The 16,899-nt window shown below is 42.9% G+C and carries 12 protein-coding genes; 11 read left to right on the top strand and 1 reads right to left on the bottom strand.

Annotated features, from left to right (window positions below; genetic code table 11):
• Window positions 1–9 precede the first annotated feature (9 nt).
• Entirely contained in the window at window positions 10–1,773 is a 1,764-nt protein-coding gene (locus OQX62_RS21815; RefSeq protein ID WP_265833782.1) for a hypothetical protein, read from the bottom strand.
• A gap of 250 nt (window positions 1,774–2,023) precedes the next feature.
• On the opposite strand from OQX62_RS21815, the gene OQX62_RS21810 reads away from it, so the two are divergent.
• The 11 genes from OQX62_RS21810 (at window position 2,024) to OQX62_RS21760 (ending at window position 16,870) form a co-directional block, all read left to right on the top strand.
• Window positions 2,024–2,623: an RNA polymerase sigma factor gene (locus OQX62_RS21810; protein WP_265833781.1), complete on the top strand. Its 600-nt coding sequence runs from the start codon at window positions 2,024–2,026 to the stop codon at window positions 2,621–2,623.
• Between the two features lie 87 nt (window positions 2,624–2,710).
• Window positions 2,711–3,901: a FecR family protein gene (locus OQX62_RS21805; protein ID WP_265833780.1), complete on the top strand. Its 1,191-nt coding sequence runs from the start codon at window positions 2,711–2,713 to the stop codon at window positions 3,899–3,901.
• A 368-nt stretch (window positions 3,902–4,269) separates the two neighbouring features.
• On the top strand, window positions 4,270–8,331 hold the full coding sequence (locus tag OQX62_RS21800; RefSeq protein ID WP_265833779.1) for a SusC/RagA family TonB-linked outer membrane protein: 4,062 nt from the start codon (window positions 4,270–4,272) through the stop codon (window positions 8,329–8,331).
• Window positions 8,332–8,336: 5 nt separating this feature from the next.
• Window positions 8,337–9,737, top strand: coding sequence for a RagB/SusD family nutrient uptake outer membrane protein (locus OQX62_RS21795; RefSeq protein ID WP_265833778.1), 1,401 nt, complete (start codon window positions 8,337–8,339; stop codon window positions 9,735–9,737).
• A 35-nt stretch (window positions 9,738–9,772) separates the two neighbouring features.
• Window positions 9,773–10,792, top strand: coding sequence for a DUF1735 domain-containing protein (locus OQX62_RS21790; protein WP_265833777.1), 1,020 nt, complete (start codon window positions 9,773–9,775; stop codon window positions 10,790–10,792).
• A 23-nt stretch (window positions 10,793–10,815) separates the two neighbouring features.
• Window positions 10,816–11,349, top strand: coding sequence for a TlpA family protein disulfide reductase (locus OQX62_RS21785; RefSeq protein WP_265833776.1), 534 nt, complete (start codon window positions 10,816–10,818; stop codon window positions 11,347–11,349).
• Window positions 11,350–11,372: 23 nt separating this feature from the next.
• Entirely contained in the window at window positions 11,373–12,491 is a 1,119-nt protein-coding gene (locus tag OQX62_RS21780; RefSeq protein WP_265833775.1) for a TlpA disulfide reductase family protein, read from the top strand.
• A gap of 70 nt (window positions 12,492–12,561) precedes the next feature.
• Complete coding sequence (locus OQX62_RS21775; RefSeq protein ID WP_265833774.1) at window positions 12,562–13,680, top strand: TlpA disulfide reductase family protein; 1,119 nt, start codon at window positions 12,562–12,564, stop codon at window positions 13,678–13,680.
• 4 nt (window positions 13,681–13,684) lie between these two features.
• Window positions 13,685–14,620, top strand: coding sequence for a S1 family peptidase (locus tag OQX62_RS21770; protein WP_265833773.1), 936 nt, complete (start codon window positions 13,685–13,687; stop codon window positions 14,618–14,620).
• Window positions 14,621–14,637: 17 nt separating this feature from the next.
• Window positions 14,638–15,714, top strand: coding sequence for a TlpA disulfide reductase family protein (locus OQX62_RS21765; RefSeq protein WP_265833772.1), 1,077 nt, complete (start codon window positions 14,638–14,640; stop codon window positions 15,712–15,714).
• A 37-nt stretch (window positions 15,715–15,751) separates the two neighbouring features.
• Entirely contained in the window at window positions 15,752–16,870 is a 1,119-nt protein-coding gene (locus OQX62_RS21760; RefSeq protein ID WP_265833771.1) for a TlpA disulfide reductase family protein, read from the top strand.
• The last annotated feature ends 29 nt before the right edge of the window (window positions 16,871–16,899 follow it).

Below are 16,899 nucleotides of genomic sequence, written 5' to 3'. Positions count from 1 at the left end.
GCGGGCAGCCTAAAGCATGTGATCCAATACATGGATAGGTTTTTCTATCAATATGGTTTCAAAATCTTTACCTTCAACAGTGATCTGCTTTTGCGTGCCCGTTACCTTCCAGTCTTTCTGCACTTTTTTGATACCAATCGGATAAATGTCGATTCCCTTGTCGTGAATTTTCATTCTGATGAAGTTCTTAAAGTCAGGGTTTGCCAGAGAAGAAGAGGATTCATCCTCGTGCATACTCAGCAGGAGATTAGATAAGTAAAGATAGACGCCCATCAGTAAAGAAGAAATGGTTCCGCCAACCGTACTGAAAATCAATACAATCAGCGCATTTCCCCACCAGCTTCCCCAATAATCCATCAGGGTGGTTTGTGCCAGCCAATACATCGTGCCGAATAACATCACTGTCTGACATAGTGCATGTAATAGTCCGATCAAAGAGCTCCCGGCTTTTGTGGACACCCGGTCTACAAACAACCAGAAGCCAGCAAAAAGTGCGCCGATGCTGATGGCCAGTGAGGGGCCTCCCAGAAAATAAACGGCCATCGTTTCAAAAAAACGTGCTGTGGAAATACCTGTAAATCCTTCCAGAAAAAATCCTCCCGTCAGCGCCACGTGGTGACTTTGAAATAACCAGAACAAATAAAGATAAACCAGAGCGGCCAGACCCGTAAATGCAGGGTTTTTGACGGGGAAAAGTAAGTTCCCCAATAATAGTGCTTTTGAATCGGCCACCTCAGGAAACACTTTTTTCCGGGCAATTTTATCTGCTGCCGTCCGACTGTCCAGGGATTCTACCGCATCAGGTAAGTTGTGCGTGAGGTGAAGAAAAGCGCCACCGCCACCTGAAGTGATGTATTGATGTCCGTTTTCCGTAGCAGAGTAACGGGAGTAATGGTGTAAGTCGCCCGTTATATTAACCGCCAGCCTGAACTTCTTCCCAATTATACCATATTCATCACGGATATGTCTTGCAATAAAAAATTCCAGCCTGTCAAAGGACTGGTCATTTTTCCTGATCTCATTATATACCCATGCAGGTTCTGCGGTGACCAGAATAATTTTATCACCTTCCTGCATTTCCGTTTTGGCAATACGACTGAAATAATCCAGCTGCGGTTGGTCTATATTGGAATTCAGCTGAATATCTGTTGCCCAGATCCAATAATTATGCGGGAGTGGAATGGCAAAATAGCTTCTTTTCTGTACGGTCTGCCAGATGCCTATACTGCGTTGCTGACAAAAGAGTTTCATAAAATTACCCAAACCGTCATACCAGTCATGATTACCAGGAATGGCAAATAACAACGGTCGCGTGGCATCAGTAAATTTTTCAGTTCTGTCGCCCGCCGCATCAAAAGGAAGGCGGAATTTTGAATTATAGGTGTCGAGGGTAGGGAAGGGATAGACTTCATCACCGCCTAAAACCAGCAGGTCTCCGCGCCGGGTGTTGTGCGGAGCATCTTTTCCATCTTCGCTTTGCAAACTGAGTATTTGCTGCGCAGCTTTTTTTGCGACTGAGTAAGTGGAATTGAATCCGTCGCCTGTATCACAGATAAAATCTACCCATATCTCTTTTTTTCCGGCAGCCAGTCTTTCCCTTAACCTGCCCGGATCGGCTTCTTCATCCTTAGTCCCTAATGCGGCCTGCAGCTCCCTTCGGTCAGCATAGTTGCCAAATGTTCCTGAGATCACTGATTTTAAAGCGATGTTCAGTAACATGGTCGGCTGGAACCAGTTTGTCATTTTGGCTTTTTTGTAGGGACTGTCTTTCATTGGGATATATTGTGCTTTAAAGGCGATGAAGCCTGCCGCATTTTCATTTCAGCTTTTAGCTTATCATTTATGCAGGTTTCATGAATGGAAGGTATTAAATTATTACCATATCAGGAGCGTCAATTGAAAAGCTGAAACTCGTCATACAGAAAAAGGCTGGCGGGAGGCGTTTATGGTTAAAATTGAATATTAACTGTGGCGCTTGTGAAAAGACATACATTTTATATAACTTTAGAATTTATATCAAACATTGGGCCTGACACCTGTTAAAAACGAAGCTGAATTACTTGCATTAGTCGCAAAAGGGGATGAACGTGCATTTACCGAACTCTTTGATGCCTATTACAGACAACTAGGCGAGTATGTGTATAAACTCACGGAATCGATCGAGGTTACCGAAGAAATTGTGCAGGATGTTTTTATAAAAATCTGGCTCAAAAGGGAAACGCTTCCCGAGCTAGACAACTTCAGTTATTACTTATTCATTCTTTCCAAAAATCAAACCCTCAATCATCTGCGGAAAAAAGCAAATGATAAAGTGCGGCAACTGGAATGGTTGAAGCAGTTCGAAGAAGAAGCTTATATGCCAGATGATACGCCTGTTATCGAAGAATATCGCTCCTTAATTGATGATGCAATCGAAAAATTACCTCCTCAACAGAAAAAAGTGTATAAAATGAGTAGGGAAGAGCGTTTAAAGCATGAGGAAATTGCTAAAATCTTAGATATATCCCCGGAAACTGTTAAAAAGCATATTAAACTTGCACTGCGTTTCATTAAAAATGAACTTTCCTCTCAAAATGATGCTGTGATTGTACTCGTTTTATCTACCCCTCTGATTTTTTTTTAAAAAAATAAAATACCGTTACCCCTTTTTATAAAGTAATGTGTCTTTAGTGTTATAATGGCGTTAATTTACGCTGTTATTCTGAACACTATGATGCCGAACAACCGTATAAACGATTTATTTCAAAAATATTTTGATAAGACAGCAACCGCTGAAGAGCGGAATGAATTAATGATGCTGATCAATAAAAGGCATTCTGATAAGGAATTACTGGACCTGATGGAGGATACTTATCAAACTTATATACCTGAGCGGAATCCTTTTGTTTTAGGTAAAAGGGAAAAAATGCTGCAGCAGATTCAAACCGGGATCGCCGCTGCAAATCAGAAAAAAACCATTATTACTTTTTTCCGCAAAAATGGGCTGTTCAAGTATGTTGCTGCCGCGTCTATACTGATCTGTATGGGAATTTTTGCTTATTTCCTCGTGGATAATCATAGTACCCGCAGGCAAATGGCAAAAATGGACTTCGTTCCCGGGGGTAACAAGGCGGTACTGACGCTGAGTGATGGATCAACTATTGTGTTAAACGGCGCCAAAAATGGAACGTTGACTAACCAGGACGGAATTGCGATTAATAAAACACAGGAAGGGGAGATCGCTTACGATGCAACAAAATCTGGTCAGGCTCAAAAAGGAAAGCTCGCTTATAACACTATTGCCACACCCAAAGGCGGTCAATACCAGGTGATACTCGCTGATGGTACCAAAGTATGGTTAAACGCAGCTTCATCCATCGTTTTCCCTACCCAGTTTAGAGGCAGCGAAAGGCATGTCGAAATCAGCGGAGAAGTTTATTTTGAAGTAGCTAAAAATAAAACGAAACCGTTTTTTGTTAAAGCAGGCAAACAGACCGTTGAAGTTTTAGGGACGCACTTCAATATCAATAGCTATACCGATGAGCCGGATATTAAAACAACCTTACTGGAGGGCTCGGTCAAAATTCAACAGCTGAACAGCCGTTATTCGGCATTACTCAAACCCGGACAGCAGGCAGTCAACAGATCGTCCGGACCAATTCTGGTTAAACCTGCAGATCTGGAACAGGCAGTGGCCTGGAAATACGGACTCTTTCAGATCAATGATGCCAGCATTGAAACCATTATGCGTCAGGCTTCTAGATGGTATGATGTGGAAGTTGAATACCAGGGAAAGATTCCCCAGAGAAAATTCTCAGGAAAAATCAAGCGCAATGTTAAAGCTTCAGAATTTCTGCAGATGCTCACCTACTTCAATGTGCGCTTTAGCATGGAAGGACGAAAGATTATCGTAAAAAATTAACCTTAAAATACAACCAACCTAATTCACTGATTTGCTAACCCCAAAAAGAAACACATGAAGAAATATCTACTACTCAATTAAGATCAGAGGAAATCCTCAGCAGGTTAACATAGAAAACCGGGAAGTGTTGAAGCACTTACCCGGTCAATATCTGAATTAACCCATTAACAAGCAATTTGGCAATCGAATCTTAACGTTTAATCTTAATTACAAAAATATGTATTTAAATGGTTTATCTAAACCCTTGCAGGGAGTATTGCAGCTACTTGCGAAAAAAATAAAATCTGCTTCCTTTCTATTTGTGAAAAATGCTGTAAATCAATACTTTAAAGCGGAGGTCTGTAATGCGGATTAATTGGGTAACAATAATGATAACTGCGGTAGTGCTGTTGATGGCTTCCAAAAGTTATAGTCAGATTACTATTCACGAGAAAAATGTTGAAGTACAAAAAGTCTTTAAATCCATAGAATTACAATCTAAATTTACTTTTCTATATGACAGTCAGGACATCAGTGATATCCCGAAAGTAACCGTTAATCTGACTAAGGGGTCAATTCAGGATGCACTAAGCCAGGTTTTTAAGAACCTGCCTTTAACCTATAAAATCATTGCCCAGACGATCCTGGTTAAAAAGGAGCAGGATAAGGCAGATAAGGATCAGAAAAGAAATATTTCGCCAAAACAAGCTTCAGTAATGGTTAGGGGAACAGTTGTGGACGAAAATCTGCTGCCGGTTAAAAATGTGACCATATCAGAGCCCACATTGAATACGGTAAGTGTAACCAATGCCAATGGTGAGTTTAAGATACAGGGGGGGGAAGCAGGTTTTATCCTGCTGTCAGCCGCCGGCTTTGTGAAAAAAACAGTTGATTATACGGATACCACCTATCTGAAAATCGAGTTGGAAAAAGGCGATAACAAGTCTATTGACCTGACAGAGGTGAAGATCGAATCCAATGATGCAAAACTGTATCCTACCAAATTTGTCAATCTGGAGAACCGGAACTATATGAATCTTGCGCAGGTATTGCAGGGGACTATTCCCGGACTGAGTTTACAGGTAGTGAACACCAGTACGAAGACGATCACCAGTATTGATGCCTATTCAAATCGTTTAAATGGTCAGCCTTTCATGAATTATACACGTTATACGGTCGAAGAATTCCTGAGTAACTATGGTAAAACCCAGGGGCAGCAGATTATTGATCTCCTGCTCAAAGGAACCAATGTTCCGGCTTCAATTAGTTTGCTGTACCGTCTGAATACAGTCACTACCATTACCAACGCGCTGGTTCCTGAGATCAGGGGGGCAAGTAATTTTGGCAGTAATACCTCCAATATGCTCGTCGTGATTGATGGTTTCCCGCAGGATGGTTTCCCCGCTAATTATCCCATGACCAACGTAGAATCCATTGAGGTGGTTAAGGATCCCAGAGAATTAATCAAATGGGGATCCAGGGCAGCTGGTGGCGCTATTCTGATCCGATCAAAACAGGCTAAAGCAGGACAGCTGCAAATCAATTACACCACCAGTTTATATTTTTCACCCGCTCCGGTATTTAACAGGTCACAATTGAAACTGGCCGATTCCCGTACCTATCTGGATTACCTGAAGGATGTTAACACTGCGCTGAGTAATACCTATGGTGTTACGCAATTCAACCTTTCACCAGCTAAACAGCTGCTCAGCCAGGTGAAAAACGGGGTAATCAGCACTGCCCAATTTGATTCAAAATGGGATTCGCTGTCACGTCTCGATAACGAGGACCAGATGAAGTTGCTGCAGCAGAGTGCTTTCAATCAAAATCACAGTTTAACTGTAAGCGGGGGGACACAAGCCTACAGATTTACCGCTATTGGTAATTATATAGGAGGAAAGACAAATAATCTGGGGAGTAAGAATGATACCTATTCCCTTAACCTCAATAATAACTTTAATTTTTTTAACCATAAACTGCACATCAACTGGCTCATCAATTTAAGCGATGCCAGGTCAAAATATGGCTATGCCTTTTCCCCTACCAATATCGGGATGGATCCCTACCAGTTGCTGGTAGACGCACAAGGGAATTATATCTATGATTATACGCGCTTGTCTGCCGCTGGTAACCGGCTGATCGAATCACGGGGATATAAAAATTTCGGTGTCAATCTGCTGGAAGATAACAGGGTAAATGATATATCCTCTATTGAGAAAAGCAGGCAGTCCAATTTTAATATGAACTGGAACTTGTTACCTGGATTGACCTGGGCAACATCGGTGTTGTATACCCATAGAAGCAGCGAAAGCAGTACGCTTTATGGGGCGGAATCGAGTTATGTAAGGCAGTTTGTGAATACTTACGGGCAATTATCTAACTCCGGTGTGAATTTTTATGTGCCCTACGGTGATATATTGAAGGCGAATAACCGGACTACCGATAATGTAAACGTAAGATCAGGCTTAACTTACTCAAAGGTTTTAGGTAAACATGCAATTGCCCTGGGCGTAGGGGCCGGGCTTGCCAGTATTACCGCCAGTAGTCCTTCTTATCCTACGTTGTATGGATACAACCGGAATACAAAAACAAGTACCCCTGTTTATTTACCCACCAACCCTTCAACGCAAAGTACGATAACCAACTTTTACGCTTTATTTTCTGGAGCCTCATCCAGCGCTTACCCTTTTTCGCTCACACAAAATATGGCAGGAGATACCGCTGTAACCCGTAACATCAATAGCAATGCATCGCTGAACTATAGCTTTGCAGATAGAATAAAAGTGTCAGGTTTATATACTACTGTATTAAATCCGCTATACGGGCAATCTGCTACTTATTCCGTTTTATCTTCCTATAACACTGACGTAACAGGACTGCTGGTCAAAAACTGGAATGGCTTTTTAAAAGATGTGCTGGTTTCTGTGGGAGCGAATGGTGTTCAAATGCCTAATCTTCCCGGCAATTATACCAATACCAGGTATTTGCAGAACTATTGGAATACTTACTATATCCTGGTAAACGGTGCTACGCCGACACAACAGCAAGGACAGCGTTCAAAGGTTTTATATCAAAAACTGACACTGGCATTTGCAGATAGTGCCATTGTAGTGAATACGGCCTACAATACGCAAAACATGAGGGGAAATCTGGCAGCCACCAATTCCGGTAATGGGGCTGGTGCCGTAGCTGCTACGACAAAATACCTGAGTGCCGGACTGGATATGTTTATGAGGAAAAAATTGCTGAACCTGCACTTCAATTATGCTAAATCTCCTGAGGGGACAAATCAGTTCAATGGAAGTTTTAACTATGATATTGTCCATGAGCGTTATTTCAAATCTGACCGGATCAGTGATCTGTCATTCAATATGATTTTGCAGCAAATTAGTCCATACCAGGGACTGGCTTTGATGCAGAGCACAAATGTGGCCTCAAATGGTTCGTTTAGTCAGGCTACCAATAGCGATTTTGGTCTGCTTCCTGCCGCAAGTAATCTGTTCGAAGCACATGGTAAAATCAGTTTCAGTGATAGCAGATACAATATTGATGTGCGTTATTATGATCAGAATGCCAGTGGTTTATCGAATAACCTGGCGGTTTTAACAGATCCAAGTACAGGTCTGTCCAGCCAGGTAAGCTTCAGCAATATCAAAAACCGTGGCGTGGAGTTCTTCTTTAACTCAGTAGTTTACAAAACCAATAACATTAATTATAATATTACCATCAATGGGGCACACAATACCAATATCGCGAGAGAGGTACCAATTACGCGGTTCACCGCTTCGAATGAATATACTTTAGCGATCAGAGAGGGCTATGATGTCAGTAATATCTGGGCGCCGCGATGGGCCGGACTGAACTCAAGCGGCGATCCGCAGTTTTATGACAACAATGGAAATGTCACCTCTGTACTGGACAGTGCTACAATATCCGCTTCGCTGGTGAACCAGGGAGTGACCAAAGCACCATGGACGGGCGGTTTGATTCAGGAATTCAGGTTCCGTCAGCTTTTTGCCCGTGTGGCACTAACCTTTAACCTGGGTTATGTGATGCGGTATTATCTTCCATATCCGGGAAATGATTCCGAGACTAGCAGTCTGGTGGCTGATAGGTGGCGTAAACCTGGTGATGAGAACTTTACCGATGTGCCAAAAATCGGTACTTCTGGTACCAATTCCTTCAGGGAATTTGTTACCCGTTATTCCAGTAACAGTATTTTACCGGCAGACAATATTCGTCTGCAAGAGGTTATGCTTGGATTTAACTTACCGAACAAATACATAAAGAGATACGGTTTAAGTGCATTTACAATGACTTTGCAGGTGCAGAATCTGGCTTTCTGGGCCAGGAACAAGTATCACATAGACCCGTCGACCGTAAGTGTGGATGGCAGAATAGGCACAACCCTGCCGAGAATTTATTCATGTAACCTAAGTGTGAGCTTTTAAATAATATGATGATGTATAAAAGATCAATATTTTTTGTTTTAGTAATTTGCGGACTGTGGGTATTACCAGGCTGTAAAAAGTTTCTGGATGTGTCGCCTCCTTCCACCAGTATCAATCCGACTACTGTTAAAGATTTTCAGGAAATACTGAATGGCGACACGTTAAGCAATTGCCATTTTTTCCTGCTGGACCTGATGAGCGATGACATGACCTTGTCCAATACGCAGGTGGCAACTGCCAGCAATTATTACCAGCGGAGTTACCTGTGGCAAAGTTCCATCTGGAATCCTGCTGATGCTGACGTGATGTACAACTCGACGTATTCCAGGATACTGCAAATGAATATTATTCTTAACCGGATAGATGCGGCACCAGATGATGCTTCCAATACCCCGCAAAATAAAAGCACAGTAGTTTCGCAGGCCCTGATCAACAGGGCCTGGTATTATCTGCAGCTGGTAAACGCTTATGGTGCAGCTTATGATGCAGTAACTTCGGCGACAGATCCGGGTGTGCCATTGGTCACTACCGCCGGCACCAATGCCCTGCCGGGAAGGGCCAGCGTAGCACAGGTATATGCACAGGTGATTGGCGACCTGAAGGCGGCTGTCAGCAATCCATATTTACCGGGTAAAGGGGTTGACATTATCCATCCCGGAAAAGCATCAGGTTATGCATTGCTGGCAAGAGCATATTTGTATCAGGGTGATTATACTGCTGCGTTGAATTATGCGGATTCTACACTGGCGACGCAAAGTTCTTTACAAAATTACAGCCTCAGTACCTATTTCAATCCATCGCAATTGCCAGACCTGGTACCTAATCCGGAAATTTTGCTGGGGAGGATGACTACAGATCTTGCTTTTATCTCGTTTTATTCCACTACGCTGATGCCGAGCGCGAGCCTGACTTCAACTTTAACCACTTCTGATTTGAGGTACAGTAAAAAATTTGCATCCGCTTCCAGGTTTTCGCCTGCGATTTATCGTCTTTCAACGGGGAATTCAATGGTTTTTGACCATAGTGTGGGTGTGCCTGAGGTGATGCTGATCAAGGCAGAATGTCTGGCCCGTGCCGGCTCTTTTGCCGAGGCTGGTGCGCTGCTGGCTAAACTAAGGATAAACAGGTTACCTACCTATATTACAGACAGTCGTACTTACACCGCAGCCAACATTTTAGGCTATGTACTGGATGAAAGGCGACGTGAGTTGTTTTACCACGGTGGTCTGCGTTTATTTGACCTGAAAAGATTAAATAAAGACGCCGCATTGAAGCAGGATATTAAACGCTTTAACGACAGTGGCACTGCGATCGCAACACTTCCCGCAGGATCCGGTCTTTACCTGGTTCCTTTCAGTCCGACGGTCATTGCGGCCAATCCAAATATTGTTCAAAATCCCAGGTAACAGGGGCAATTTTTAATCCTTATTCAATCAAGATCATGTCTAACAAAATATATCCTATCACCTATCACTCACTTTTCAATTTAAAAGGCACAGTGCTCGTATGTCTGATCTGTACAGGAATTTTCTCCTGTAAAAAAGACCTGAGTGATGCGGATAACCTGCAGGTCAGATTGGGCAATGGAATGGTTTCTTATGTGCAGGGCAGTAATGTGGTGGCATTAAATGGCGAAAGTTATAATTTCACACCCTATTACGTCGGGATACCTATTGTGCTCACCGAAGCCGCTAAGTCTGCAGAGGAAATCACAGCTGCAGTTGATCCCTCCCTTGTAGCCCAGTACAATCAGTTGTACCAGGAAAAAAATCCGGCCATTCCAGAAGGAGCTTTTCAGGTTTCGCATCAGGGTAATTTCCCCCTGGCCTCCGGCTCAACGCAGGCGGCAGATTCACTGTATGTGGTATTGAATGATGGACTTCAGTTGAAGGACAGCACCATTTACCTGATTCCTGTTACCTTATCAGCCAAAAGCGGTTCCAAATTAAAATATTCACTCTTCTTCTTTAAAGTATTTGTGACCAAAGGAGACCTTAAAGCAAAAATGCATGGTGGCAGCGTATTTGGTGGCACCAGCTTTGGCAGAACGGGTTATGGTGCGTTGAGCGCTGCTTACAGTACAGTCCCGGATTCATTAAAGTTCAGGCTTACCCTCAACACCTTATTTCCTGCACATGATGTCCTCATTCAGGCGGTTGCACTTACGGATGATGAGGTGAACGAGGTGATTCTTAAAGAAGGATTTCCGGGTTACCCGGCTCCTGCACCAGTGCCTGCCGGCAATTATATCCTGAGTAAGGATCTGGTGACCGTACCTGCCAGGTTATTATTAAGTAAAGACAGTGTAACGATCCGTTTTCCTGACAAGGCAAATTTTCCGAAAAATCAATGGTATGTGATGGGGCTGAAGGTAAAGACCTATACAGGTTCGTCATATGGTGTACCACCAGTGGCCAATGATTCTACCAGGGCATATATCCGATTTTTCATATCCAATTAAATCATACAAAAAACGAAACCAAGATGTTAAAAACTACAATGATTGTCGTAGCCTCCCTATCAGCCCTGCTGTTTAGCGGAAATAGTAAAGAGACCTCTGTAGAGGCGAAACAAAAAACTACTGTAGATACCACGCGGCTGAAGGTAGGTGATGAAGTCCCGGATATTGTATTCAGAGATACCACCGGGCATGTGGGGAATGATATGCGACTGAGTGACCTCAAAGGAAAGTATGTACTTATTGATGTATGGGCATCCTGGTGTTACCCATGCCGTATACAGCAGCCGTACCTCCTTGCCCTGGAAGAGAAGATGAAAAACAAGGCCATCACATTTGTGAGGATCTCTATAGATACACATGAATGGAGATGGAAGGGACCGAATATGCCCGGCATACAATGGATGGTGAGAGACAAGGTGTTTGAGCAGGTTTTTGGAATCAATACCATTCCCCGTTTTATTCTATTGGATAAAAGCGGCAGGGTGCTGAAGCTGAATGCAACTATGCCTTCACACCCCGAACTTGAGCAGGAACTGAATCAGCTGAAAGGAATTTAATACACCAAAAATCTATGAATAGCATGAACAAATCCATTATTACGCTGCTCGCAGTATTGCCCTTTACGGCGATGGCGCAGGAGAATTATACGATCAGGGTAAATGTGAAAAATGTTGCCCCTACTGCGAAAGCTTACCTCAACTACAAAGTCAATCAGGAAGTGAAACAGGATTCTGCAGTTTTAACCGGTAAACAGTTTGTCTTTAAAGGCACACAGAAAACTAAGATGAAAGCATTTGTTTTACTGAGCCATACCGGCGTTACAATCAAAGATATGACCGATCAGGACCAGGTGGCGGTATTCCTTGAAAATGGTAATGTGACAGTTACTACTGCCGACTCACTGGTGCATGCCAGGGTAGGTGGTACAAAACTGAACGAAGAGCAGCAGCAGATGGTGGATCTGCTTGCGCCTTTCAAAAAAACAACCAGAGCTATGGTGGCGGAGTATGATCTTGCTAAAGGCAATGATACGGAGCAGGAGAAAATCAAATCAGATTATGTAAAGCTTGAAACCCGCAGAATCGAAGCGATAGAAACTTTTGTTAAAGACCACTCCAATTCACTCGTGAGTTTAAGCCTGCTGTTTGCGAATATTGATCCGGGGAAAGATATGACCAGAGCCCGTAAACTGTTCATTAGCTTAAGTCCGGATGTACAAAATTCCGTAAATGGCCTGACCTACAAAAACGCATTAAAAGATGCCAAATCAGTTGAAGTAGGCAGTCTGGCGCCGGACTTCACCATCAAAAACACAAAAGATATACCTGTCTCACTTGCTTCTTTCAGGGGTAAATACGTACTGGTAGATTTTTGGGCCAGCTGGTGTGGTCCCTGCCGGAAAGAAAACCCTAACCTGGTTGCTTCTTTTGAGCAGTTTAAAAATAAGAATTTCACTGTGCTGGGTGTATCGCTCGATGGAGGAGCAAACAGTAAAAAACTGTGGATGGACGCAATTGCCAAAGATGGTTTGAATTGGGAACAGGTATCTGAACTGCAGGGCTGGGAAAGTCCGGTTGCACAGTTGTATAAAGTAAATGAGATACCTGCGAATTTTCTGATCGACCCGACTGGAAAGATCATCGCCCGCGATTTACGCGGAGATGAACTGAATCAAAAACTAAAAACGCTCTTTTTATAATACCTCCAATCTGCGCATGGCTACCCGGTAGCGTGCGCAATTTTCTAACACAATCAAACAAAAACAACAAATGAAAAAAGCAATGATCACGCTGCTGGCAGCATTACCTTTTGCCGCTGCAGCGCAACAACAGTACACTATTAACGGAACAGTTACCAAAGTGAAATTTCCTGCAACGGTATATGTTGTTTACCAGGAAAAAGGAAAAATGAATTTTGATTCTACTGTGGTGGCACCAAATGGTAAATTCACGATAAAAGGAACTGTTTCCAATCCAATGAAAGCCTTTGTGATGCTCGGACAAAATGGTGAAAAGCTTAATTCCAGACCCAATCCTGACCAGGTTGGTATTTATCTAGAAAACGGAACGATAGAGATAAGCAGTCCTGACTCTTTGTTCAGAGCGAATGTAGGCGGTACGCAATTGAATAAAGATCAGCAGGAGATGATCACCTTGCTGGCACCTTTTAAGAAAACTGAAACGCAGTTAAATGCAGATTTCAAGAAAGCCGAAGGCAATGCCGGCGAACAGGCGCAACTGCAGCAGGTATTTGAGTCGATGGCCATGGCAAAACTGCAGATACAGGCAGGTTTTATAGAAAATCATAAAAATTCACTGGTGAGCCTGAACTTGCTGCGTGCTGCATTTAATCCGGACCAATACCTTGAAAAATCTACTGAATTGTTCAACGGTTTAAGTCCCGAACTGCAGGCTACCACCTTTGGAAGAGCTTATGCAGAAAAACTGGAAAAAGCCAAAGGATTAACTGTTGGAAATATGGCACCGGATTTTACTTTGAAGAATACCAAAAATCAGGACGTTAGCCTGAACTCGTTCAAAGGTAAATATGTGCTCGTAGATTTCTGGGCCAGCTGGTGCGGGCCTTGCAGAAGAGAGAATCCTAATGTGGTCAAAGCATTTGAAAAGTACAAAGCGAAAAACTTTACCGTGCTTGGCGTCTCATTAGATGGAGGAGAAAATGCAAAGCAAAAATGGATGGAAGCGATTGCAAAAGACAAACTGACCTGGGAACAGGTATCTGACCTGCAGGGCTGGGAAAGTTATGCCGTTAAACTTTTTCATATCACTGCGGTACCTGCTAACTTTTTGTTAGATCCAACAGGAAAAATCATTGGCAGAGATCTGCGTGGCGAAGAACTGGAAGCAAAACTATCAGCTATACTTTAGGATCATGATGAATCTATGCCGTTTAGGGTTAAAAATTAAGGGGGTCATTATGACTCCCCTTTTTATACTGCTGTTATCTTCTCCATTTACCCTTTATGCGCAAAATGAAAAGGAAGATATTTATGTCGACTACGATGAACTGTTAGGCAACGTACTTAAAAATCTTAAAGCTGCGCAGCTAAAAACAACCTTTATGAGCTCAGCGGAACTGAGAAAACAAACACTGACGCTGCCTTTTGATGCGAAGGCAGATATACCATCACTCGACAAACCAGGTACAAGGGAAATGACAGGTCCGCAGATTGTAAAAACCCGAAAAAATGGTGTGCTGATGGTCTGCAAATATTTTAAGGCTTCCGAAGGACAGCGTGAAAAGATACAGCTTCATGCAACGGCTACGGCGATCACGGCAGATGGTATGTGTGTGTCCAACTGGCATGTATTTATGAATTTTATACAAGCTGATGCAACACTGCCGGTTAATGATAGTATCACTTTTCTGGTGAATTTAAAAGGTGAGGTTTTTCCTATTGAAAAGGTATTGGCCTACAATGAAATGGCAGATGCTGCGGTATTTAAGATCAACACCGGTAAGGTGCGTCTGAGTACCATACCATTAGGTACTGAGCTGGGCGTTGGAGAAACCGTTCATACCCTGACCAACCCGAACGAATACTTGTATTATTACAGTAAAGGTGTTGTGGCACGTAATACTGCACAACATAAAATTGGTCCGATGGGTGACAGGATGGAGATTACTGCAGATTATGCAAAAGGATCCAGTGGCGGACCTATTTTAGATGACAGGGGAAATATGGCTGGTATGGTTTCTACCACACATTCTATCTATGCGCAGGAAAGGCCACAGGGAAATTTACAAATGGTCATCAAAACAACTATTCCAGTGCGGTCACTCCGCCGTTTAATTCAATCGAAATAAGCTAAACATTTAAAAATATGAAACATTTTTTTATCATCACCTTTGTCCTGTTTATTGGCTTTACAGAAACTTTGTTTAGTCAGGTTCAGGTCCACGGCGAGCTTAGCGCGCTGGGCAATTCAAGTGTGCTCATCCAATACTACGAAGGTAAAGTTTCCAAATCTGTCACTTTGAAAGTTACGAACGGGAAATTTACCTGGAAGGCACCGGTAACTGAAGCGCAAAAAATAACGATGATTTTCCCCGGCAGAGCTGTCTATATGTTCATAGAGCCAGGAATGATGACGGTTAAGGGGAGCAGAGATTCTTTAGAGCAGCTTGTCATAACCGGATCCAAAACAAATGATGAAGCTGTAGCTTATGCCAAATCAATGAAGCCATTAGTAGAGGAGGAAAATCGTATTTTCCATGAATCCCTTACACTGACCGGGAAGGAAAAATTGGTGCTGGACGAAAAGCTCGCAGCGATTAGCGGGCAGAAGGACATGCTGGGCAAGAATTATATTGCAGCACATACGCAAAGTGCTTTCAGTTTAAACCTGATCACTGAATATAGCCGATTGGGCAATTATGAAGACATTTTGAAAATGTATGACCAGATGAGTGAAAAAATGAAATCTACTGCCGAAGGTCAGCGTATTGCAGATCGTTTGGTCATCCTGAAACGCAGTGCCGTAGGTGAAAAGGTAATGGCCTTCACGAAGAAAGACGATAAGGGGAATCCGCTTAGCTTTTCTGCTTATAAAGGTAAATATGTGTTAGTGGATTTTTGGGCAAGCTGGTGTGCACCCTGCCGCAGAGAAATTCCGAATCTCATCAGAACTTACAACACTTTTAAAGATCACAATTTTACAGTTTTAAGCATTTCCGTAGATGATCCCGGGGATAAAGACCGTTGGCTGGCTGCTTTAGCTGCACATCAAATGCCCTGGGCACAAGTCTGCGATTTGAAAGGCTGGGACGATGACCTGAGGGTTTATTATGGAATAAATGGCGTACCCAGCACTTTGCTGATTGACCCTCAGGGAAATATCGTGGCTAAAGATTTAAGAGGAATAGCGCTGGATAATAAACTAAAGGAATTGTTCATGTAACTGCATCTTTCATAACCGATAAAAAACAAATATTCTCATGAAAAAAGTGATTGTTATGCTGCTGGCTGCAGTGCCCTTTGCCGCTTTTGCACAGCAAAAATATACCATTAACGGCACTATAGCTAAAGTCAGATTACCCACTACGGCCTATGTGGTTTACCAGGAATCCGGAAGAATGAAGTTTGACTCTGCCGCTGTGCAGCCTGATGGCCAGTTCAGCCTCAAAGGCGTTGTTTCTGTCCCCATGAAAGCATATGTGATGGTTAGTCCGGCGAGAGAAAAATTATTTTCAAGCCCAAGTCCTGATCAGACTGGAGTTTACCTGGAGAATGGTCATATTGAATTCAGTACTCCCGATTCCATGTTCAGGGCAAGAGTGGGAGGTACTCCGTTAAATCATGACCAGCAGGAAATGGTGGATCTCTTAGCTCCATTTGTGAAACAAGAAGCAGCATTACAAGCCGCTTTCAGAAAAGCGAAAGTCAACACTCCGGATGATGCCAAAAATGCGCAGTTGCTTAAAGACCTGATGCTGTCAAAAGAACAGGCTGAGGAGAAATTTATTAAAAATCATCCCAACTCATTGGTGAGTCTTAATTTGTTAAGGGTTACTTTTCGTCCTGAGTCAAGTCCTGAAAAGGCCAGTACTTTGTTCAATACTTTAAGCCCTGAAATCAGAACTTCAAAAGCCGGGGAAGCTTACCTGTCTTCAATTGGAAAAGCTAAGGTGCTCGACATCGGTAATATGGCGCCGGATTTCACTTTCAAAAATCCGAAAGGAGAAGATGTAAGTTTATCCTCTTTCAAAGGAAAGTATGTGCTGGTAGATTTTTGGGCCAGCTGGTGCATCCCCTGCAGACAGGAAAATCCAAACGTGGTAAAAAACTACGAACAGTATAAATCTAAAAATTTCACCATCCTTGGTGTTTCGCTGGATGGCGGTGAGGATGCCAGGAAGAACTGGGCGGATGCTATTGCAAAAGATGGCCTCAACTGGGAGCAGGTTTCTGATCTGAGGGGATGGGGAAGTTATGCAACACAGCTGTTCCATATCAATGCGATTCCTGCTAACTTCCTGCTGGACCCGACAGGAAAAATCATTGGAAAAAACCTGAGAGGCGAAGAGCTGGGAGCAAAGCTTTCCAAAATACTTTAATTTATAAATAGCACAGACCTGAAATAAAT

Origin of the sequence: Pedobacter sp. MR2016-24 (genome assembly GCF_026239655.1) — a bacterium.
Taxonomy (GTDB): domain Bacteria; phylum Bacteroidota; class Bacteroidia; order Sphingobacteriales; family Sphingobacteriaceae; genus Pedobacter.
This window is presented reverse-complemented; position numbering and strand designations above follow the sequence as displayed.